The 21542-nt window shown below is 72.4% G+C and carries 21 protein-coding genes; 13 read left to right on the top strand and 8 right to left on the bottom strand.

Going from position 1 to position 21542, the window contains the following annotated elements:
- Positions 1 to 25 precede the first annotated feature (25 nt).
- Together ADK67_RS26200 and ADK67_RS26195 are read left to right on the top strand one after the other, a co-directional pair.
- Positions 26 to 976: an LLM class F420-dependent oxidoreductase gene (locus ADK67_RS26200; protein ID WP_053719168.1), complete on the top strand. Its 951-nt coding sequence runs from the start codon at positions 26 to 28 to the stop codon at positions 974 to 976.
- Between the two features lie 2 nt (positions 977 to 978).
- A complete protein-coding gene (locus tag ADK67_RS26195) occupies positions 979 to 1563 on the top strand; it encodes a TetR/AcrR family transcriptional regulator (protein ID WP_082403801.1) in 585 nt (194 codons plus the stop codon).
- 6 nt (positions 1564 to 1569) lie between these two features.
- Here ADK67_RS26195 and ADK67_RS26190 read toward each other — a convergent pair whose 3' ends face one another.
- Positions 1570 to 2034: a peroxiredoxin gene (locus ADK67_RS26190; protein WP_053719167.1), complete on the bottom strand. Its 465-nt coding sequence runs from the start codon at positions 2032 to 2034 to the stop codon at positions 1570 to 1572.
- Between the two features lie 109 nt (positions 2035 to 2143).
- Here ADK67_RS26190 and ADK67_RS26185 point away from each other — a divergent pair, with 109 nt between their 5' ends.
- The 6 genes from ADK67_RS26185 (at position 2144) to treZ (ending at position 11778) form a co-directional block, all read left to right on the top strand.
- The gene (locus tag ADK67_RS26185) at positions 2144 to 3067 is read left to right on the top strand and encodes a LacI family DNA-binding transcriptional regulator (protein WP_053719166.1); all 924 of its coding nucleotides are present in this window, start codon (positions 2144 to 2146) and stop codon (positions 3065 to 3067) included.
- Positions 3068 to 3195: 128 nt separating this feature from the next.
- Positions 3196 to 5088 (top strand): 4-alpha-glucanotransferase, encoded by a 1893-nt coding sequence (malQ, locus tag ADK67_RS26180; protein WP_053719165.1) that lies wholly within the window; start codon positions 3196 to 3198, stop codon positions 5086 to 5088.
- A gap of 88 nt (positions 5089 to 5176) precedes the next feature.
- On the top strand, positions 5177 to 5515 hold the full coding sequence (locus tag ADK67_RS26175) for a hypothetical protein (RefSeq protein ID WP_053719164.1): 339 nt from the start codon (positions 5177 to 5179) through the stop codon (positions 5513 to 5515).
- Between the two features lie 49 nt (positions 5516 to 5564).
- Positions 5565 to 7688 (top strand): glycogen debranching protein GlgX, encoded by a 2124-nt coding sequence (gene glgX / locus ADK67_RS26170; RefSeq protein WP_053719163.1) that lies wholly within the window; start codon positions 5565 to 5567, stop codon positions 7686 to 7688.
- 254 nt (positions 7689 to 7942) lie between these two features.
- A complete protein-coding gene (gene treY / locus ADK67_RS26165; RefSeq protein ID WP_053719193.1) occupies positions 7943 to 10030 on the top strand; it encodes a malto-oligosyltrehalose synthase in 2088 nt (695 codons plus the stop codon).
- Entirely contained in the window at positions 10027 to 11778 is a 1752-nt protein-coding gene (gene treZ / locus ADK67_RS26160) for a malto-oligosyltrehalose trehalohydrolase (protein WP_053719162.1), read from the top strand. Before treY ends, treZ begins: the two co-directional genes overlap by 4 nt.
- Here treZ and ADK67_RS26155 read toward each other — a convergent pair.
- Entirely contained in the window at positions 11738 to 12241 is a 504-nt protein-coding gene (locus ADK67_RS26155; protein ID WP_053719161.1) for an ANTAR domain-containing protein, read from the bottom strand. The two genes, treZ and ADK67_RS26155, sit on opposite strands and share 41 nt — an antisense overlap.
- Before the next feature lie 462 nt (positions 12242 to 12703).
- Between ADK67_RS26155 and ADK67_RS26150 the strand changes: the two genes are divergently transcribed.
- The 3 genes from ADK67_RS26150 to ADK67_RS26140 all read left to right on the top strand — a co-directional run bounded on the left by ADK67_RS26150 (position 12704) and on the right by ADK67_RS26140 (position 14601).
- A complete protein-coding gene (locus ADK67_RS26150; protein WP_053719160.1) occupies positions 12704 to 12886 on the top strand; it encodes a CsbD family protein in 183 nt (60 codons plus the stop codon).
- Entirely contained in the window at positions 12870 to 13502 is a 633-nt protein-coding gene (locus ADK67_RS26145) for a UdgX family uracil-DNA binding protein (RefSeq protein WP_053719159.1), read from the top strand. Before ADK67_RS26150 ends, ADK67_RS26145 begins: the two co-directional genes overlap by 17 nt.
- A 370-nt stretch (positions 13503 to 13872) precedes the next feature.
- On the top strand, positions 13873 to 14601 hold the full coding sequence (locus ADK67_RS26140) for an SDR family NAD(P)-dependent oxidoreductase (RefSeq protein WP_053719158.1): 729 nt from the start codon (positions 13873 to 13875) through the stop codon (positions 14599 to 14601).
- 153 nt (positions 14602 to 14754) lie between these two features.
- Here ADK67_RS26140 and ADK67_RS26135 read toward each other — a convergent pair whose 3' ends face one another.
- From ADK67_RS26135 to ADK67_RS26115, 5 genes are all read right to left on the bottom strand, one after another.
- Complete coding sequence (locus ADK67_RS26135) at positions 14755 to 15270, bottom strand: lytic polysaccharide monooxygenase auxiliary activity family 9 protein (protein WP_053719157.1); 516 nt, start codon at positions 15268 to 15270, stop codon at positions 14755 to 14757.
- 367 nt (positions 15271 to 15637) lie between these two features.
- Positions 15638 to 16126, bottom strand: coding sequence for a hypothetical protein (locus ADK67_RS26130; RefSeq protein ID WP_053719192.1), 489 nt, complete (start codon positions 16124 to 16126; stop codon positions 15638 to 15640).
- A 68-nt stretch (positions 16127 to 16194) separates the two neighbouring features.
- Positions 16195 to 17085, bottom strand: a complete 891-nt coding sequence (locus ADK67_RS26125) for a DUF4231 domain-containing protein (RefSeq protein ID WP_053719156.1) — start codon at positions 17083 to 17085, stop codon at positions 16195 to 16197.
- The gene (locus ADK67_RS26120) at positions 17082 to 17717 is read right to left on the bottom strand and encodes a hypothetical protein (protein ID WP_053719155.1); all 636 of its coding nucleotides are present in this window, start codon (positions 17715 to 17717) and stop codon (positions 17082 to 17084) included. Before ADK67_RS26120 ends, ADK67_RS26125 begins: the two co-directional genes overlap by 4 nt.
- 79 nt (positions 17718 to 17796) lie before the next feature.
- On the bottom strand, positions 17797 to 19227 hold the full coding sequence (locus ADK67_RS26115; RefSeq protein WP_053719154.1) for an aldehyde dehydrogenase family protein: 1431 nt from the start codon (positions 19225 to 19227) through the stop codon (positions 17797 to 17799).
- Between the two features lie 158 nt (positions 19228 to 19385).
- On the opposite strand from ADK67_RS26115, the gene ADK67_RS26110 reads away from it, so the two are divergent.
- Positions 19386 to 20654 carry a PucR family transcriptional regulator gene (locus ADK67_RS26110; RefSeq protein ID WP_053719153.1) on the top strand — a complete coding sequence of 423 codons (1269 nt, stop codon included), beginning with the start codon at positions 19386 to 19388 and terminating at the stop codon, positions 20652 to 20654.
- 54 nt (positions 20655 to 20708) lie between these two features.
- Positions 20709 to 21197: a hypothetical protein gene (locus tag ADK67_RS26105; RefSeq protein ID WP_053719152.1), complete on the top strand. Its 489-nt coding sequence runs from the start codon at positions 20709 to 20711 to the stop codon at positions 21195 to 21197.
- A 60-nt stretch (positions 21198 to 21257) separates the two neighbouring features.
- Here ADK67_RS26105 and ADK67_RS51180 read toward each other — a convergent pair whose 3' ends face one another.
- On the bottom strand, positions 21258 to 21425 hold the full coding sequence (locus ADK67_RS51180; RefSeq protein ID WP_157620839.1) for a hypothetical protein: 168 nt from the start codon (positions 21423 to 21425) through the stop codon (positions 21258 to 21260).
- Positions 21426 to 21542: the final 117 nt, after the last annotated feature.

The raw sequence follows: 21542 nt of genomic DNA, 5'->3' as shown, positions 1-21542 counted from the left end.
GTCGGACACCTTCAGGGAGGCGATCGTGGGTCGTTGGGGAATCACCCTGCCGCTGACCGGCGTGCCGGTGCTCGACCACCGCGCGCTGGTCGCCGAACTGGCCGATCTCGGCTACACCGACGTGTGGTCGGCCGAGACCGCGGGCACCGACGCCTTCACGCCGCTGGCGCTCGCCGCCCAGTGGTCCGACCGCGTCCGGCTCGGCACCGCCATCACCCCCGTCTACACGCGCGGACCGGCGACGCTGGCGATGAGCGCCGCGACGCTGGCCGAGGTGTCCGGCGGGCGGTTCGTGCTGGGCATCGGGTCGTCCTCGCCCGCGATCGTCGAACGCTGGAACGGCGTGCCGTTCCACGAGCCGTTCAAGCGCACGCGGGACACGCTGCGGTTCCTCAAGGCCGCGTTGGCGGGCGAGAAGGTGACCGAGGAGTACGAGACGTTCTCCGTGCGCGGCTTCAAGCTGGAGCGCGCGCCCGGGCACCGGGTGCCGATCATGCTGGCCGCGCTGCGCCCCGGGATGCTGCGGCTGGCCGGGCGCGAGGCCGACGGCGCGATCACCAACTGGCTCGGCGCCGACGACGTGCCCAAGGTCCGCGCCGAGATGAACGGCGGCGAGCTGGCCGCCCGGATCTTCGTGTGCCCGACCGAGGACGCCGACGCGGCCCGCGCGCTGGGCCGCATGCTGATCAGCACCTACCTGACCGTCCCCGCGTACGCGGCGTTCCACGACTGGCTCGGCCGCGGCGAGGCGCTGCGCCCGATGCACGAGGCGTGGGCGGCCGGTGACCGGCGAGGCGCGGGCGCGCTCATCCCCGACGAGGTGGTGGACGCGCTGATCGTGCACGGCAGCGTGGACGAGTGCCGCGCGCACGTGGCCAAGTACGCCGCCAACGGCGTCGACACGCCCGTGATCGCCCTGCTGCCCACCGGCGCGGACCAGCTCGACCTGGTGCGCGCGCTGGCGCCAGGGGCCTGACCGTGGCGCGGCGGACCGGGGCGACGCCCGAGCGGATCGTGGGCGCGGCCGTGCGGTTGTTCGCCGCCAAGGGGTTCGACGCGACGACCGTGCAGGAGGTCGTCGAGGCCGCCTCGGTCACCAAGGGCGCGCTCTACCACTACTTCGGGTCCAAGGACGACCTGCTGTTCGAGATCTACCGCGCGCTGATCGGGCGGCAGATGGCCGACCTCGACGGGATCGTGGCGGCCCGGCTCGACGCGGCCACCACGGTGCGGCGGATCGTGGTCAGCCTGGTCGAGACGACCGCGGAGAGCGTGGACGAGACCGCGGTGTTCGTGCGCGAGATGCACCGGCTCGACGCGGACCGGATGGCGGCGTTCCGGTCCGAGCGGCGGCGGTACCACGAGACGTTCCGGTCGGTGGTCGAGCAGGCGCAGCGCGACGGCGGGTTCAGCTCGGCCGTGCCCGCCGACACGGTGGTCCTGATCGCGTTGGGCGTGGTCAACCAGCTGCCGACCTGGTACCGGCCGGACGGGCCCAAGTCGCCGACCCAGCTGGGCGGTGAGATCGCCGACTTCGTCCTCGCCGGGCTGCGGCCCTCGTAGCGGCGGTCAGCTCCCGCGCTTGGCCCGTTCGCGCAGCGCGGTCAGGGCCTTGTCGGCGTGCGCGTTCATGGCGAACTCGGATTTGATGACTTCGATCACGGTGCGGTCGGTGTCGATGACGAACGTGTGCCGCTTCACGGGCAGCGGCCCGAACCGGCGCTTCACGCCGAACTCCGCGGCCACCGCGCCGTCGCCGTCGGACAGCAGCGGGTAGTCGAAGTCGTTCAAGGTGGCGAACTGGTTCTGGCGCTGCACCGAGTCCGGGCTGATGCCCACCCGCTGCGCCCCCACCTCGGCGAACTCGGTCGCCAGGTCGCGGAAGTGACAGCTCTCCGCGGTGCACCCGGCGGTCATCGCGGCGGGGTAGAAGAACAGCACCACGGGACCGTCGGAGAGCAGGTCGGACAGCGTGCGCGACGTGCCGTCCTGGTCGGTCAGGGTGAAGTCGGGTGCCTGGTCGCCGGGCTTCATGGCAGTCCTTCCGCAGGGTGTCGATCACGTCTCGCAGGGTGCTCGCGACGAGGCAACCGTACGGTTCTCGCTAATCTCGTACCAGGCCGGGAGGTGTGAGTTGACGAGCATGTCCGACGTGGCGCGGGCCGCCGGGGTGTCCGCGGCGACGGTGTCGCGGGCGCTGCGCGGCGAGCCCGGCGTGTCCGACGCGACCCGCCGGTACGTGACCGAGGTCGCCAAGCGCATGCGGTACGCGATCGCGCGGGACGCGTCGAGCCTCGCGGGCGGGCGCCGGTACGCCATCGCGGTGCTCACCGCGGACGTCGGCCGTGGCGACCTGCTCGCGGGCGCGGAGGGCGCGTTGCGGCAGGCCGGGTACGACGTGCTGCTCTACGTGCTGCGCGACGCCGACGCGCGCAAGCGGTTCTTCGAGGAGCTGCCGCTGGCCCGGCGGGTCGACGGCGTGCTGGCGCTGGCGGTCAACCTCACCGACGCCGAGGACGCCGCCCTGGCGGGCCTGGACGTGCCCGTGGTCGCGGTGTGGGACGACGACCTGCGCGAGGCGCTGCGGCTGGCCGTCGGCCACCTCACCGGGTCGGGCCACCGGGACGTCGCGCTGGTCCTGGCCGGCGACATCGACGAGTCCTACGACGAGGTGCTGGTCGCGCGGGGACTGCCGGTCCGTCCCGAGTGGACGCTGTGGTCGTCCTCGACGGTGGCGGGCGGCGAGCAGGTGGTGGACGCGCTGCTGGACGGCGAACGCCTGCCGACCGCGGTGATCAGCACGAGCGGCGAGGTGGCGCTGGGCGTGTTCCTGCGGCTGCGCCGCGACGGGCGCGACGTGCCCGGCGACGTGTCGATCGTCAGCCTGGAGGGCACGGACCTGGCGCGCGCCGTCGGCATGACCGCGGTGGAGGGCGCGTGGCGCGAACGCGGCGAGCACGCCGTGGAGGTGCTGCTGGCCAGGCTGCGCGGCGAGGACGACGAGACCGAGCCGCCGTCGGTGCAGCTCGTGGTCCGCGAGTCCACCGGGCCGGCGCGCGAGCGCTGAACGCCCCGGACGCAGGTTTGGACGTCACTCGGCTGGGTTATTAACCACGGGCAACTTCCTGCAACCTTTGGGTGACCACCTGTCACCGCCCTGGATTCACACCGACGGGGAAGGCGAAGCTGTCCGACGTGGACGACGAGCTCGCGGCACTGGCCGAGGCCCACGGCGTGGCCACCCACTACGAGGACGCCGGTCAACGCCGGGCCGACGTCGACCCGGACGTGGTCGTCGCGGTGCTCGCGCAGCTGGACGTGGACGCCTCGACGCCGGAGGAGGTGCGCCGCGCCCTCGCCGCGCCGAAACCGCCCCCGAGCACGGTCGTCCTCCGCGAGGGCGACGTGCTGGACGAGGACGGGACGGTCGAGCTGGAGGACGGCGGCCGGGTCGGGCTGCCCGCCGCGCTGCCGCTCGGCTACCACCGGCTCGGCCGACGGACCGTGATCGTCGCGCCGCGCAAGCTCCCGCCCGTGCCCCGGTCGTGGGGTTGGATGCTCCAGCTCTACGCGATGCGCTCGGCCGAGTCGTGGGGCATGGGCGACTACGCCGACCTGGCGACCCTGGCCCGGCGCAGCGCGGCGGAGCTCGGCGCGGGCGTGCTGCTGGTCAACCCGGTGCAGGCGATCAGCCCGACCCTGCCGGTGGAGCGCTCGCCGTACTCGCCGTCGAGCCGACGCTTCGCCAACCCGCTCTACCTGCGGATCTCCGACATCCCGGCCTACCGGGACGCCGACGCGGCCACACGTGCGGAGATCGACGCGCTGCGCCCGCCCAACGACACCGAGCTGATCGACTACGACGCCGTGTGGACGGCCAAGGCGAAGGCGCTCGAACTGCTCTGGCGGCACGAGGAGCACCGCGCGCCCGAGGGCGACCTGCTGGACTTCGCCCGGTTCTGCGCGCTGGCCGAGGCGCACGGCCCGGACTGGCGCGAGTGGCCCGCCGAGCAGCGGGACCCGGCGACGGCCACCGCCGACCCCGGGCGGGTGGCGTTCCACGCGTGGCTGCAGGAGCTGTGCGAGCAGCAGTTGGCCGCCGCGCGCCGGGCCGCCCACGACGCGGGCATGCCGGTCGGCGTCGTGCACGACCTGCCGGTCGGCGTGCACCCCGGCGGCGCGGACACGTGGGCGGTGCGGGACGCGTTCGCCGCGGACGTCACGGTCGGCGCGCCGCCGGACGCGTTCAGCCGCCTCGGCCAGGACTGGGGCCTGCCGCCGTGGCGGCCCGACCGGCTCGCCGAGCAGGGCTACGAGCCGTTCCGGGCCGTGGTGCGCAGCGTGCTGCGGCACGCGGACGGCATCCGCATCGACCACGTCGCGGGCCTGTGGCGGCTGTGGTGGATCCCGCCGGGCGAGCCGCCCAAGCGCGGCACGTACGTCCACTACGACCCGGACGCGATGCTGGCCGTGCTGACGCTGGAGGCGCACCGGGCGGGCGCCGTGGTCGTGGGCGAGGACCTGGGCACGATCGAGCCGAAGGTCACCGAGGCGTTGCACGAGCACGGGATCCTCAGCTCGGCCGTGCTGTGGTTCCAGCGCGAGTACGACCTGCCGGACCACCCGCTGATCCCGCCGGAGAAGTGGACCGCGTCGGCGATGGCGAGCATCTCCACCCACGACCTACCGACCGTGGCCGGCTTCCTCGCCGCCGAACACGTTCGGGTGCGAGCCGACCTGGGTCAGTTTGACGGGCCCGTGGACGGGGAATATCAGGCAGCCGAGCGAGAGCGCGCCGAGTTGCTCGAACTCCTCAAGCAGGAAGGCCTGCCTGCCGATGACTTGGTTACCGCGTTCCACGCCTTGCTCGCGAAGGTCCGTTCCGTGCTCGTGCTGACATCGCCGCAGGACGCGCTGGGTGAGACACGCCAGCCCAACCTGCCCGGCACCACCGACCAGTACCCGAACTGGCGCATCCCGCTGCCCGTCGCGCTCGCCGACCTGTTCGACGACCCGGGCGTGCGGCGGGTGGCGGCAGCGCTGGCCGGCGGTCGTCCGTCCGCGGTGGACGGGCCCGGTGCGCGATGAAGCGAAACGTGCACGTCACAGCGCGCGGCCCCGCCGCGGAGTATCGTCAGCCAGTCACCCGCGCCATGGTTGGAGGTGGCAGTCACCCGTGAACACCGACTTGATGTCCCGCACCGGGCTGGTGCCGGAGCAGATGGTTCCCCAGAGCAGCCCGGCGGGCCCCCTGGAGACGGCCGTCGAGAAGGTCCTGGTGGACGTCCGGCCGTCGAACCTGGCCGATCCGCTCGCCGGGGTCCAGCAGGCCGAGGAGTCCCTGAGGGACGCCCTGCGGCGCACCGACGCCGGTTCGGACCCCGCGCTGGCGGAGGCGGTGGCCTGCGCCAAGGCCGCCTGCGAGCACCTGCGCTACTGCGAGCTGCAGGAAGCGAGGCTCCTCCTCGTCGCGGCACGCGGGCAGCTCGTCAGGTCGCACGCCGGCCGGACGTGACCTAGAACGGTAGGGGTCGGTTCGTCCCAGTTCGTCCGGAGGAAACCCTGTGCGGCCCTGGCCCGGAACTCCCTACCCGCTCGGCGCCTCCTACGACGGCGTCGGCACCAACTTCACCCTCTTCTCGGAAGTGGCCGACCACGTCGAGCTGTGCCTGTTCGACGAGGACGGGACCGAGACGCGCGTGAGGCTGCCGGAGGTGGACGGCTTCGTCCACCACGGCTACCTGCTCGGCGTCGGTCCCGGGCAGAAGTACGGCTACCGCGTGCACGGGCCGCACGACCCCGAGCGCGGCCTGCGCGGCAACCCGAACAAGCTGCTGATCGACCCGTACGCCAAGGCGATCACCGGCGACGTCGACTGGCACGAGTCGCTGTTCGGCTACCGGTTCGACGACCCGGACGCGCGCAACGACCTCGACTCGGCCGGCCACGTGCCGCTGTCGGTCGTGGTCAACCCGTTCTTCGACTGGGCGAACGACCGGCCGCCGAAGACGCCGTACAACGAGTCGGTCATCTACGAGGCGCACGTGCGCGGCCTGACCATGCAGCACCCCGAGGTGCCGCAGCGGTTGCGCGGCACGTACGCGGGCCTGGCGCACCCGGCGGTGATCGACCACCTCAAGGGGCTCGGCGTCACGGCGATCGAGCTCATGCCGGTGCACCACTTCATCACCGACCACGGACTGGCGCAGCGAGGCCTCGGGAACTACTGGGGCTACAACACGATCGGGTTCTTCGCGCCCCATGCCGGCTACGCGGCGTTGCCGGAGTCGGCGAACCAGGTGCAGGAGTTCAAGGGCATGGTGCGCGCCCTGCACGAGGCGGGCATCGAGGTGATCCTCGACGTGGTCTACAACCACACCGCCGAGGGCAACCACCTCGGGCCCACGGTGTCCATGCGCGGCATCGACAACCAGGCGTACTACCGGCTGGTGGACGACGAGCCGCAGTTCTACACCGACTACACCGGCACCGGGAACTCGCTGAACGTGCGCAGCCCGCACACGTTGCAGCTGATCATGGACTCGCTGCGGTACTGGGTGACCGAGATGCGCGTGGACGGGTTCCGGTTCGACCTGGCCGCCACCCTGGCCCGCGAGTTCTACGACGTCGACCGGCTGTCGACGTTCTTCGACCTGGTGCAGCAGGACCCGGTGGTGTCACAGGTGAAGCTGATCGCCGAGCCGTGGGACGTCGGGCCGGGCGGCTACCAGGTCGGCAACTTCCCGCCGCTGTGGACCGAGTGGAACGGCAAGTTCCGCGACACGGTGCGCGACTTCTGGCGCGGCGAGCCCGCCACGCTCGGCGAGTTCGCGTCCCGCATCACCGGCTCGTCGGACCTGTACCAGGACGACGGCCGCCGCCCGTACGCGTCGATCAACTTCGTCACCGCGCACGACGGGTTCACGCTCAACGACCTCGTGTCGTACAACGCCAAGCACAACGACGCCAACGGCGAGGGCAACCGCGACGGCGCGGACGACAACCGGTCGTGGAACTGCGGCGTCGAGGGGCCGACCGACGACCCTGAGGTCAACGACCTGCGGGCCAGGCAGCGGCGCAACCTGCTGGCCACCACGTTGCTGTCGCAGGGCGTGCCGATGCTGCTGCACGGCGACGAGCTCGGGCGGACGCAGCAGGGCAACAACAACGCGTACTGCCAGGACAACGAGCTGTCCTGGGTGGACTGGACGTTGGCGGAGAAGAACCGCGACCTGCTGGAGTTCGCCTCGGCGTTGACCGCGTTCCGCAGGCAGCACCCCGTGCTGCGGCGGCGCCGGTTCTTCCAGGGCAAGCCGATCCGCAAGGGCGACGAGCTCCGCGACATCGCCTGGTTCACACCTTCGGGTGAAGAGATGACGGAGCAGAACTGGGGTGACGACTTCGGCCGCTGCGTCGTGGTGTTCCTCAACGGCGAAGGCATCCCGGACCTCGACCAGCGGGGCATGCGGGTGCTGGACGACTCGTTCCTGCTCGCGTTCAACGCGCACCACGAGGACATCGAGGTGACCCTCCCCGAGGAGGGCTACGGTCCGCAGTGGACGGTGGTGATCGACACCGCGACCGGCGAGGTGACGCCGCCCGAGCGGGGCGACGTGGTGCCCGGTGGCGGCAGGATGACGCTGGTCGCGCGCTCGCTGGTGGTGCTGCAGCGGCTGGAGCAGGAGTGACCGCCGCGCCCGGGTCGGCTGACGGCTCGACCCCGGAATTGTCGGACCCCGCCGGTAAAATCGAGACAGGGGACCCCCAGGGGGGACCCCTGCGAAGCGATCCGGTCGGTGGTGGCGCGGTTGGCGGCAGTGCGGCCGGCGGTGGCGCGGCCGGTGGCGATGGGGCCGGCGGCGGCGACGGGGTCGGGGCGGCGCCCGCGTCGACCTACCGGGTCCAGTTCACGCCCGACTTCACCTTCGCCGACGCCGAGGCCGTGGTCGACTACCTGGACGCGTTGGGTGTCGGCGCGCTGTACGCCTCACCCGTGCTGGAGGCCGTGCCCGGCTCCACGCACGGCTACGACGTGGTCGACCCGACCCGGGCCCGCGAGGAGCTGGGCGGCGAGGCGGGGCGCGTGGCGCTGCACAAGGCGCTCAAGCGGGCCGGGCTCGGGTTCGTGCTCGACATCGTGCCCAACCACATGGCGGTCGGCCACGACGACGTCAACCCCTGGTGGTGGGACGTCCTGCGGCACGGTCGGGCGTCGCCGCACGCGAAGTTCTTCGACGTCGACTGGGACTCCGGGCCGCTGCTGCTGCCGTTCGCGGGCGACGAGGAGTCCGAGGAGGAGCACGAGCACTACCGGCTGGTGTTCTGGCGGCGCGGCAACACCGAGCTGAACTACCGGCGGTTCTTCGACATCACCACGCTGGCCGCGGTGCGGGTCGAGGACCCCGAGGTGTTCGACGCGACCCACGGCGAGGTGCTGCGCTGGGTCGCGGCGGGCGAGGTGACCGGGCTCCGGGTCGACCACCCCGACGGCCTGGCCGACCCCGGCGGGTACGTGCGGCGGCTCAAGGAGCGCGCCGGCGTGTGGCTGGTGGTGGAGAAGATCCTCGGCGCGGACGAGCGGCTGCCCGCGAGCTGGTCGGTCGACGGCACCACCGGCTACGACGCGTTGCGCGAGGTGTGCGGGCTGTTCGTCGACCCGGCGGGCGAGGCGGCGTTCACCGCGCTGGCCGACGAGTTCGGCGTGCCGACGGACTTCGCCGCTGTCGAGCGCGAGTGCCGTGAGCTGGTGGCCGGGACGATCCTGCGCGCCGAGGTGCGGCGGATCGCGGCCCTGGTGCGTGACGTGGACCGCGCCGAGGCCGAACGGGCGGTCGCCGAGGTCATGGTCAACTTCCCCGTCTACCGCTCCTACCTGCCCGAAGGGCTCGACGCGTGGACGGCGGCGGTGAGCGCGGCGACGTCGCCGGCGGCGCAGGCGCTGGACCGGCAGGTGCGGGCCGAACCGCACGGCGAACTGGCCACCCGTGTCCAGCAGACGTCCGGCATGGTCGTCGCCAAGGGCACCGAGGACACCGCGTTCTACCGGTGCACGCGGTTCGTGGCGCTCAACGAGGTCGGCGGCGCGCCGGACCGGTTCGGGGTGCCGCCCGCCGAGTTCCACGCGCGCGCGGCGCTGCGCGAGGCGGGATCGCCCGCGGCGATGACGGCGTTGTCGACGCACGACACCAAGCGGTCGGAGGACGTGCGGGCACGGCTCGCGGTGCTGGCCGAGCTGCCCGGCGAGTTCGCCGCGTCGGTGCGCCGGTGGACCGCCGCGCACCCGATCGACGAGCCGTCGCTGAACATGCTGGCGTGGCAGTCGCTGGTCGGCGCGTGGCCGATCACCGCCGACCGGATGAGCGCCTACCTGGACAAGGCGGCCAAGGAGTCGAAGGTCCGCACCACGTGGATCGACCACGACGAGGCGTTCGAGGCGGCCGTGGCGGCGTGGCCGGAGCAGGTGCTGTCCGGTCCGGTGGCGGCCGAGGTGGCGTCGTTCGTGGAGCGGATCGTCGGTGCGGGCTGGTCCAACGCGCTGGGCCAGAAGCTGGTGCAGCTCACCGCGCCGGGCGTGCCGGACGTGTACCAGGGCAGCGAGCTGTGGGACCTGTCGCTGGTCGACCCGGACAACCGGCGGCCGGTGGACTACGAGGTGCGGCGGCGGCTGCTGGACCGGATCGAGGACGGCTGGCTGCCGGACGTGGACGACTCGGGCGCGGCCAAGCTGCTCGTGGTGCAGCGCGCGCTGCGGTTGCGCAGGGACCGGCCCGAGCTGTTCCGCGGTTACCGGCCGCTGGAGGCGTCCGGGCGGACCGCACCGCACGTAGTCGCGTTCGAGCGGACCGGTCTGGTCGCGGTGGCGACCCGGCTTCCGGTGGGATTGGCGGACGCGGGCGGCTGGGGCGACGCGGTGCTGCCGCTGCCGCCGGGGGAGTGGACCGACGTGCTCACCTCCCGTCCGGCCGCGCCGCTGTTGGCGGCCCTGCTGGACCGCTACCCGGTGGCTCTGCTGGTTAGAGGAGATCAGTGACTTTCTCGGTGTGGGCGCCGTCGCACGAGCGCGTCCGGGTTCGGGTCGACGGTCGGGACCACGAGATGGCGGCGGGGGACGGCGGGTGGTGGCACGCGGACGTCGGCGGTCTCGACTACGGGTTCCTGCTGGACGACTCCGACGACGTGCTGCCCGACCCGCGGTCGCGGTGGCAGCCGAACGGCGTGCACGCGGCTTCACGGGTGTATGACCACTCGGCGTTCCAGTGGACCGACCAGGCGTGGACCGGGCGCGGGCTGCCCGGCGCGGTGGTCTACGAGCTGCACATCGGCACGTTCACGTCCGCCGGCACGTTCGACGGGGCGGTGGAGCGGCTGGACCACCTGGTCGGGCTGGGCGTCACGCACGTCGAGGTGATGCCGGTGAACTCGTTCGACGGCACGGCGGGCTGGGGCTACGACGGCGTGCTGTGGGGCGCCGTGCACGAGCCGTACGGCGGCCCGGACGGGTTCAAGCGGTTCGTGGACGCCTGCCACGCGCGCGGGCTGGCCGTGCTGCTGGACGTGGTCTACAACCACCTCGGGCCGTCCGGCGCGTACCTCGACCGGTTCGGGCCGTACTTCGCGGGCAGCAACGACTGGGGTCCGGGCCTGAACCTCGACGGCGAGGGCTCCGACGAGGTGCGCCGGTACGTGGTCGACAACGCGGTGGGCTGGCTGCGCGACTTCCACGTGGACGGGCTGCGGCTCGACGCCGTGCACGCCCTCGTGGACCGCAGCGCGCTGCACGTGCTGGAACAGCTGGCCGTCGAGGTGGACGCGCTGTCGGCCGCCGTGCGCAGGCCGTTGACGTTGATCGCCGAGTCGGACCTGAACGACGCCCGGCTGGTGACGGCGCGGGAAGGCGGCGGCCACGGCCTGCACGCCCAGTGGTCCGACGACCTGCACCACGCGCTGCACGTGGCGTTGAGCGGGGAGACGTTCGGCTACTACCCGGACTTCGAGGGTGCGTTGGGCCGGACGCTGCGGGAGGTGTTCTTCCACGCGGGCACGTGGTCGTCGTTCCGGGGCAGGCACCACGGCCGCCCGGTGGACCGCGACCGGCTGCCGGGCTACCGGTTCCTCGCCTACCTGCAGAACCACGACCAGGTCGGCAACCGCGCCACCGGCGACCGGCTGTCGGCGACCGTGCCGTGGCGGCGGCAGGCGGTGGGCGCGGCGATCGTGCTGTGCTCCCCGTACACGCCGATGATCTTCATGGGCGAGGAGTGGGCGGCGAGCACGCCGTGGCAGTTCTTCGCGTCGTTCCCCGACCCCGAGCTGGCCGAGGCGGTGCGCACGGGGCGGCGGCGCGAGTTCGGCCGGCACGGCTGGGGCGAGTCGGAGGTGCCCGACCCGATCGACCCGGAGACCGTGCGGCGGTCGACGCTGCGCTGGGACGAGGTGTCGTCGCCCGGCCACCGGGAGCTGCTCGACGTCTACCGGACGTTGATCGCGCTGCGCCGGTCCCGCCCGGAACTCGCGGACCCGCGGCTGGACCGGTTCGTGGTGCGCGAAGAAGGCCGGGTGCTCGTGCTGCACCGGGGTTCGCTGCGGGTGCTGTGCAACCTGGGACCGGACGCCGAGGTGCGGCTCGACGTCGAGGCGGGCGAGGTGCTGCTCGCGTCGCCGGAGGCGAAGGTGGAGGTGGACGGGCGGGTGGTGCACCTGCCCGCCGACTCCTTCGCCGTCGTCGACCGCGCGTCGGTCACACCCCGGCATCCGGGGCGAGCCAACCCACCTCGGTGAGCTTCTCGGCCAGCAGCCGCCCGGCCGACTCGACCTGGTCGGCCAGTTGTCTTCGCACCTCCGGCCGGTCGTCGCCGGAGTGCCGGGCCGCGTCGTAGGCCGCGACCAGGCCGCGTGCCGCGTTCACCACCTCCACACCGGGCCACTCGGCGACGGCGACGGGACCGTCGTCGGGCTCGGCGGAGACGTGGACGGCGCGCACGGCCTGCCGCGGCCCCAGCTCGGTGGAGAGGTCGAGCAGCTTCAGCGCGATCGTGTGCAGCTTCACGTTGTGGTGCTGTGACATCCGCACGAGCAGCTGGAACCCCTCCTGGGGCGTGCAGCCCTGCACCGCGGATATCAAGCCGGTGGCCTGCCCGATCACGGTGCGCGTCTGCACCGCTCTGCGCAGTCCCACGATCTCGGCCTCGAGGCTGGCGATCCGCGCGGTCAGCGAATCGTCACGCCCGTTGTCCCCGACCACGGTCGGGCTCCTCTCTCGCACGTCGGTACCGGTCAGCCAGGCCAGCAGTGCGAGAACGTCCGGACACGCGGGTGCCAGCACCCGGCAAGCCCACAGCTCTCGCTGACCCTGGTGCCCACGCGGGCGCCGGGTGGCTTGCGGCTGGCTTTTCAACCGCGTAGACGATCACCGTAGTAGAGGGCGGGCGGTCAGGTGCAACTGGAGGGGTTCCAGCGCGGCGGCAGCACGCGGAACTCGTTGCCCGCCGGGTCGGCGCACGCGGTGTCGGACGGCCCCTGCTTCGCGGACGGCGGCCCCGGAGCCGCGCACGAGCAGTCATTCAAGGCGCTGACCTGGTCCGATGGGCGGGCTGCGGCGATGGTTACGAGGCGTGCGGGCGGGTCGTCCGAGTTTCCCCGTCCGGGTGAGGGGTATCCGTTGGTGGACGGAAAAGTCCCGACGATCCCGACGAGAGGAACGGTCATGGGGACCGACGACAAGGTCAGCAACAAGGCCGAGGAGCTCAAGGGCAGGGCGAAGGAAGCGGTCGGCGACGCCACCGACAACGAGCAGTGGCAGGCCGAGGGCCGCGCCGAGAAGGCCAAGGGCTCGCTGAAGCAGGCGGGGGAGAAGGTCAAGGACGCCTTCCGTGGCGACGACCGCTAGCCGGACGTCCAGCGCCGCCGCGTTCGTGCCCGAAGGTGCGGACCTGGCGGCGCTGCGCCGTGCCGCCGCCGGTTGCCAGGGCTGCGACCTGTACAAACCGGCCACGCAGACCGTGTTCGGCGCGGGACCGGAGGACGCCGGGCTGGTGCTCGTCGGCGAGCAGCCCGGTGACGTCGAGGACCGGCAGGGTGAGCCGTTCGTCGGTCCTGCCGGCCGGTTGCTGGACAAGGCGCTGCACGAGGCGGACCTGGCCCGTGAGGGCGTCTACCTGACCAACGCGGTCAAGCACTTCAAGTTCGTGCCCGCCGAGCGCGGGAAGCGGCGCATCCACAAGACGCCGTCGCGCGGCGAGGTCGTGGCCTGCCTGCCGTGGTTGCGGGCGGAGCTGGCGCAGGTGCGGCCGGGGCTCGTGGTGTGCTTGGGCGCGACGGCGGCGAAGGCCGTGCTGGGCAACGCGTTCAAGGTCAGCGAACGCCGTGGTCAGGTGGAGCGCTTCGAGGACTACGACGTGATCGCGACCGTGCACCCGTCGTCGGTGCTCCGCGCTCCCGACCGTGACGAGGCGTACCGGAGCTTCCTCGCCGACCTGCGGGTCGTGCGCGCCCACCTGGGCTGATGGCCCGTGAACGTGAAACGGCCCCCTGACCGCTTCCCGCACTCGGTGCGGGCCGAGCTGGACTGGGCTCGGGGTCACGGGGGCCGGGTGGCTGCCTGGGATTCGCCCAGACCACCTGGGAAAGGTCGGTCCTAGCGGACAGCCACCTCACGACGAGTCCTATAGCTATTCAACTTCGGACCACCTCCTTCCTCGTGTACTTCGAACCTATGCGAGCGCGCGCGACCCTCGCAACGTAAATTCCGGTTCGATCCAGTGGTCCGGCGCACTCCTGCCGGCGCGGGGCGTTGTCGTGGTCGTTGTCGTGGTCGTGCAAGGTGACGTCCGATTCCCGCCGGACTGGAATGCGTTGGGGCGGCACGATCGTGGCATGAACTTCGAAGGCAAGGTCGCTCTGGTCACGGGCGGCAGCAGGGGTATCGGCGCGGCGATCGCGGTGCGGTTGGCGGAGTTGGGGGCGGACGTCGCGATCACCTACCGGACCAGCCCGGGTGACGTGGTGGACCGGGTGAAGGGGCTTGGGCGGCGGGTGGTGGCCGTTCAGGCGGACAGCGGTGACGCGGAGGCGGTGGTCGCGGCGGTGGAGGAGACCGTCGCGGTGCTGGGGCGGTTGGACGTGCTGGTGAACAACGCGGGCGAGTTCATCGTCGGGCCGGTGGAGGAGTTGGGGGTGGCGGAGTTCGACCGGACCTTCGACGTGAACGTGCGGGCGGCGTTCGTGGCGGTCAAGGCGGCGTTGCCGCACTTGGGCGCTGGTGGTCGGGTGATCGGCATCGGCAGCAACGTGGCCGAGCGGGCGGTGTTCCCCGGGTTCTCGCTGTACGCGGCGTCGAAGGCGGCGTTGGCGGGGATGACGAAGGCGTTGGCGCGCGAGCTGGGGCCGCGGGGGATCACGGTGAACCTGGTGCACCCCGGTGCGACGGACACCGACTCGAACCCGGCGGACGGTGGTGGCGCCGACGTCGTGCGCGGCTTCACGGCGGTCGGGCGTTACGCGGAGCCGGCGGAGATCGCGGCGGCGGTGGCTTTCTTGGCGTCCGACGAGGCGCGTTACGTGACGGGGGCCCAACTGCACGTCGACGGCGGCTTCACCAGCTGACCCCGCGAGAGTCCTACGTTCGCGCCGCGAGAGTCCTACGTCCAGGACACCTGAGTTCAACGCTCAGCGCAGGGTCGGTGGAACCTGAGCGTTGAATTCGGGGTGCGGGAACGTAGGACTCTCGCGTGCTGGACGTAGGACTCTCGCGGTCGGTCAGCTCGCGTTCACGTCGATGCAGGCGTAGAACGCGTTGGAGGTGTCGCCGATGTTCCAGATGGCGAGCACCGTCTGGCGGCCGGACGCGCCCAGGTTCACCGTGTGCGACACGGTGGCCGGGGGTTGCTGCATGCCGCCGTCGACGAAGCCGACCCGCCTGCCGCTCACGTAGTACTCGTAGTTCGCGGTGCGGTGGCGTGCGGTGAACGTCCAGGTGAAGGTGACGGTCCGGCCGGTGTTCGCGACCTGCCAGCCCTTGTTGTTGTCGTTCAGCTCGGCGAACCGGGCGACGCCGCCGTTGCAGCTGCGCAGACCCTTCGGGCCTTCGACGCTCTGCGGCTCCCACTTGACGTCGCCGCACGACACGACGCCGCGGGCGCACTGCGCCTGACGACTGGCCGGCGACGAGACGTACCCGTGCGCGTACGCGGGCGCCGAGGGCAGGGCGACCGTCACGAGCGGCGCGGCGAGCACGCCTGCCGCCACCGCGGCGATCCTTCGGCGGAGTGACATGTGGACTCCTCTGATCGGATGGGCGGAAACGCTTGTGGCGAACGCCAACCCGAGTGCGCTGGGTGGAGCGTTCACCCAAACGCGGCGGCAGGTCTAGACCATACTCTCTGTGATTGCCCTGTGACAACCGTCAACGTGACGACCGTCGTGTCGTGTCCGGCTGAAGTTGTCGGTGTCCGGACCTAGTTGTCGGTGAGGGTTTCGGCGTCCGGAGGTACTTGTCGGGGGTGGTGAGTCGGCTTTGGCGTCGCCCGAGAGAATGCGGCCGTGCCGACGCTTGATCTTGTACCCGGCGGCGCGCGGGCGTCGCCGGCTGAGCGGTTCGAACTCGCGTACGTGTGGTGAACAGCGCGTTCGTCTCGGGAACTCAGCGGACCAGCGGATCAGCCAGCAGTACCACTCGGTCAAGCACCGGATCGAACCCGAGGACCGGATGGGCCTGGCTTCCGCCCTCCGACGTCATGAGCACCGGCTTGCCCAGTTTCCGCCCGATCTCGCCGAGGAACCTGCATAGGGTGTCGACGCCATCCTGCCCCTGCAACTCCCGCAGATCGATGTCGAAGTCGATCTCTTCGGCCGACATGAGACGGAAGATCGCGAGCATCCCCGGAACCGGCCGGACTTTCAGCTCCACCAATTCGGCATCGGGCGGGCGGGCGAGCGCGTCAGTGGCCAAGGGCAGCGGCAGCGCCGTGTCGCCCTGGACGAATTCCCACTGCCAGCCACGCGCCTCGACCAGGTCGAACACAGCCTGCCAGTCCTCCGCCGAGGTGTCCGGGACGAACACGTCAGGAAGCGACCCCATCAGGTCCGGATCGAAGAAGCTCCTGACCTGGTCCCAGTGAAGATCCGACACGCGGCCATGGTTCCTCTCGGTCAACTTCAGCCGGACAGGACACGTGACAACCGTCAACGGGAGCGACGTCAACTGGACGGTCGGGTGCGGGAGGCGCGCCACATTGTGTGCTCACGGCTCACTGCCTCCTCCGCGTCGGCCACCTCGTTCGCCCACGACGGCTCGTCCTCGACCAGCTCCAACCGGCTGCGCACGATCGCCAGTTCGTTGGCGGCGAACGTGTAGGCGCGGGCCAGGGTGGAGAGTTGGCGCAGGCTGATCCAGGCCGTGCCCGCCGCGATCACCGCCGCCACGACGCCCGCCAGGTCGAAACGCACCGCGCCGACCGCCTTGCCCAACGCCGCGCAGATGCCGATCACCTCGATCGACAGCAGCCCGGCCCGCCACCACCCGGCCAGCCGCTCGTTGCGTGCCGCCTTCGCCGTGTACCAGCGCTGCTGGTCGGCGATCCGCGCCTCCAGGTACGCGGCCTTGCGCTCGGCGAACGGTGCGGCCCTCAGGGTTCGCATGCCCTTGGTGACGACGGGCCGTTGCGACGGTCGGATGCTCGTCGACGGCGCGTCCTCCAGCAGCTTGTGCAGCTGCTGGATGAACCGGCGTTCGGTCGCCTGGTCGTCGCCGGTCTTCTCGAACGGCAGGCCGCCGACGCCGAACTTCCACGCCAGGCTCTTCGCCGACTCCGCCAACGCCCTGCCGTCGTACCAGCGGTCCTCGGGGCGGGCGGCCTTCAGGTTCAGCTCGGTGATCGACACCGCGGCCAGCGCGATCGCGGTGCCGATCGCGGCCACGTCGACCCGACCCACGATGAACGGCACGGCGCCGGTCGCGGCGGCGGCCACGGCGAGCAGCAGGCGCAGCCGGACCCCGCGGACGTAGCGGTGCTGGCCGTCCAACGACGCGCTGTCCGCCGCCTCGAACAGGCCCGGCAGGTCGTCGTCACCCAAGCCCTTCGCTGTCATCGCCGCCCTCCCGGTCGGAACACGCGTTCGACGTGCGCACGCAACTCGTCGGAGTCGAGCACGGTGGTCAACGGCGACGTGGCGATCGCGGTGGACCGATCGTCCGCGCTCTCGGCGATGGCGTCCGCGGTCCGCCCGCTGCCGCGCAGCACGACCAGCGGCCGGTTGCGGCCCAGGCTGTGCTCGGCGTCGTCGTACGTGATCGCGCCACCGTTGACCAGCACGGTCAGCGACGGCTCCGGCCCGGCGACCACGTCCGCCACCTCGGCCAGCCACGGCGACTCGTCACCCCACTCGCCACCGGGCACCAGCACCAGGTGGGTGTGGTTCGGCTCGAACGCGGCCAGGTCCACCGCGACCTCGGCGGCCACCCCGACCAGCGGGAACCGCCCACCCGCCGCCGCCCGCGCCCGACCGACGGCCCGCATCACGCCGACGTCCGTGCCGCCGTCCACCACCACCGCGCCGCACGCGTCGAGCAGCGGCACCAACTCGCGCAGCACCACCCCCAACGCCTCCAGCCCGTCCCGCTCCATCCCGCCGGCGCCGCCGACCAGCACGAGCACCGGCCGGCCGACGGGCAACCCGGCCCCACCCAACTCCGCCTTCGACCTGACCCGCACCCTGTCCACGATCGGCGACCGTACCGGCGCGCGCCCCGCACCACCGCCGTGACGCTGCCGAGGGCGCGACGACGGCGTGCGTCAAGCGCTACAGGTCCAGTTCGGTGAGCACGAGGACCCGTTGTTCGGTCAGGTCGTCCATCGCCGAACGCACCCCCTCGCGGCCCGTTCCCGACTCCTTGATGCCGCCGTACGGCATCTGGTCGGCGCGGAAGCTCGGGACGTCGCCCACGATCACCCCGCCGACGGCCAGCCGCTTGGCGGCGCGGAACGCCACCCGGACGTCGTGCGTGAACACGCCGGCCTGCAGCCCGAACCGGGACGCGTTCACCCGGTCGAACGCCTCGTCGACCGACGGCACGGAGTCCAGCACCACCACCGGCCCGAACACCTCCTCGTCCACCACCTTGCACGCCGGCGGCACGTCGGCCAGCACGGTCGGCTCGTAGGTCGCGCCCGCCCGCCGCCCGCCGGTGAGGACGCGAGCCCCCGCGGCCACGGCCTCGTCCACCCAAGCCTCGACCCGCCGCGCGGCGGCCTCGTTGATCAGCGGGCCGACGTCGGTGTCCGGGTCGGTCGGGTCGCCCGTGCCGAGCTTGCGCACGTGCGCCACCACGGCTTCGGCCAACGCCGGGTACACGTCCTCGCGCGCGTACACGCGTTGCACCGAGATGCACGACTGGCCACCTTGGTACATCGAGAACGTGGCGATCCGCTGCGCCGCCCGGTCCAGGTCCGTCCAATCCGGACAGACGACGGCCGCCGCGTTGCCGCCCAGCTCCAGCACGACGTGCTTGCGCGGCACCCGGTCCAGGATCGAGTAGCCGACCGGGCCGGACCCGGTGAACGACACCACCGGCAGCCGGGGGTCCTCGGCGAGCGCGCCCGCGACCTCGTTGGGCACCGGCAGCACCGACCACGACCCGGCGGGCAGGTCGGTCTCCGCCAGCAGTTCGCCCAGCAGCAACGCGACCAGCGGCGTCGCCGGCGCGGGCTTGACCACGATCGGCGCGCCGACCGCCAACGCGGGCGCGACCTTGTGCGCCACCAGGTTCAGCGGGAAGTTGAACGGCGCGATGCCGAGCACGGGGCCGCGCGGCGCCCGTCGGACCAGCGCCAGCCTGCCGTTCGCCGCCGGGTCGGTGTCCAGCCGCTGGAGCTCGCCGGAGAACCGGCGGGCCTCCTCGGCGGCCCAGCGGAACGTCGACACCGCCCGGGCGACCTCGATCCGCGACCACTTCACCGGCTTGCCCGACTCGGCGGTGATCAGCTCGGCCACCTCGTCCGCGCGCTCGGCGAGCCGGCGCGACACGTGGTCCAGCGCCGCAGACCTGGCGTGCGCGGGCAGGTCGGCGAACTCGCCGGCCACGGCGTGCGCGGAGGCGACGGCCCGTTCCACGTCCTCGGCGGTCGCGTGGGACGTCACGCCGGCCACCGCGCCGTCGTGCGGCGTGCGGATCTCGACCAGGTCCTGGCCGGTCGCGGGCTGTCCCGCGACCCAGTACGGCGTCGTCGTCACTGAAGGGCTCCTTCAAGCACGTCCAGGCCTCATCGGCTCGTCCGGGAGGACGAGCGGTGGTGGCAGGCGGATCACCGGGATCCAGCATCGACCGGTCGGCCGTAAGACGACAGTATCCACAGTGGCGAGCGGGTGCTCGGAGGCTGTACACAGTGTCCATGGCGTTGACGGTCGGGGAGTTGGCCCACCAGGTTGGGTTGACGGTGCACGTGGACGCGGGGCTGGGCCGGGTGGTGGCGTGGGCGCACAGCACCGAGCTGGCCGACCCCACGCCGTTCCTGGAGGGCGGCGAGCTGCTGCTGACCACGGGCATCGCGCTCGGCCCGCCCGACGGGTACGTGCGGCGGCTGGTCGCGGCGGGCGCGGTCGGGCTCGGGTTCGGCACCGGGCTCAGCCACGACCACGTGCCGGAAGACCTGCTCCGGGCCGCTCGGGACGTCGGGCTGGCGTTGCTGGAGGTGCCGCGGGCCACGCCGTTCATCGCGATCGCCAAGGCGGTGTCGCGGGCCGTCGCGGCGGACGAGTACGCGGCGCTGGCCCACACCGGCGCGGCGCAGCGGGCGCTGACCAGGGCGGCGGTCGGCGACGGGCCGCCGGGTGTCGTGCGGCGGCTGGCGCGGCTCATCGACGGCGCGGCGGCGTTGCTGGACCCGCACGGCACGCCGGTGCACGTCGTCGGCTCGCTGCCGGACCTCGCCGGGCACGTGCGGCGGCTCGCGTCGACGGGCGGACCGGCCGGCGCGGCGTGGCAGGCGGGGGAGCGGCACGTCGCCATGCAGGTGCTGGGTCGGCGCGGCTACCTCGCCGTCGCGGCCGCCCGGCCGCTGGACGCGGGCGTGGTCAACACCGCGGCGTCCCTGCTGACGGTGGCCCTGGCCCGGTCGGACGAGGTCGACGCGGTGCGCCGCGAGCTGCGGGAGGCGCGGTTCCGGCTGGCGCTGGCAGGTGTGCCGGTGGCGGGTGTGCCCGAGGGGACGTTCCGGGTGTTCGTGCTGCGTGAGGAGGCCGAACCGGAGGGTTTCTGGGCGGAGGTGGACGGGCGGGTCGTCGTGCTGGCCCGTGAGGTGGACGTGCCCGCCGCCGCGTCCGGCCCGGTGGACGCGACCGGCGTCGCCCGCGGCTACCGGGAGGCGTTGCGGGCGCTGGAGGCGGGCGTGGACACGTTCGAGGAGGTCGCCGGGGCCGGTCTGCTCGCGCCGGACGCGGCGGAGTTCGCCGCCGCGCTGCTCGCGCCGCTGGACGACGTGCTGCGCGAGACGGTGCGGGTGTGGCTGGCGTGCCACGGCCAGGCCGACCCGGCCGCCGCCCGGCTGGGCGTGCACCGGCACACCGTGCGCAACCGGCTCGAACGGGTGGAGCGACTGCTCGGGCGTTCCCTGGAATCCGCAGGTGCGCGCGCCGAACTCTGGCTTGCGCTGCACGCGTGACCGTACGCTGGGTCGACACCGCCGCCGACCACTCCTTTCCACGAGGGGGATCCCTTGGCGCGCTTCCGGTTCTTAGCCCACGCGGCCGGCGTCGTCACCGTCGTCGCCGCCCTGCTCACCGCCGTGTTCACCAGTCCCGCCAGCGCCTGCAGCTGCCTGCCCAGCACCGAGGGGCAGCGCTTCTACGACGCGAGCTACGTCTTCGCCGGTGTCGTGCTGAGCGAGGCGGTGGAGGTGGGCGATCCGTCCTACCCCTACGACGACAAGTACCGCTACACCCTCGCCGTCGGCCGGGTCTACAAGGCCAACGTGCCGTCCCAGGTCGACGTGATCACGTCCACCAGCGGCGGGATGTGCGGCATCAGGCTCTACCCCGGCGTCGAGTACGTCGTGTTCGCGTACGGCGACGTGGCCGACGGGCGGGTGGAGTCGCACCTGTGCAGCGGCACCCGGCCCGCCTCCGCCGGTCCGCCGGTGACCACCCTGCCGTCCAGCAGCACCACCACCCCGCCGACGACGACTTGCGCAACCGCCGCGCCGTAACGGGTGGGAATTTCCCCCGGCCGTGCGCCGGAGGTCACTCAACCGGGTGGTCTTCGGCGCTCAGCCGGTGGGCTCGGCGCCGTCCGCGGGCCCGTGCTCGTACTCTTCATCGGGGTCGTCCCCGTACTGCGCGGGCCTGACCTCGTTCACCTCGCCGAGGGCGTCCACCTTCGCGGCGGGGTCGTCGATGAACTCGTCGATCGTGGGCTCGTGCTCGCGTTCGGTCATGTCGCGGATGTACCCGGAGGCCGGTGGGTCGACACGACTTCGGCACCCCGAAGAAATCGGTGGTTTGTGACGGCAGTGCTACGGGTAGGTGGACGCGGAACGGCAAACCGGGTGGCT

The organism is Saccharothrix sp. NRRL B-16348, assembly GCF_001280085.1.
Classification (GTDB): domain Bacteria; phylum Actinomycetota; class Actinomycetes; order Mycobacteriales; family Pseudonocardiaceae; genus Actinosynnema.
This window is presented reverse-complemented; position numbering and strand designations above follow the sequence as displayed.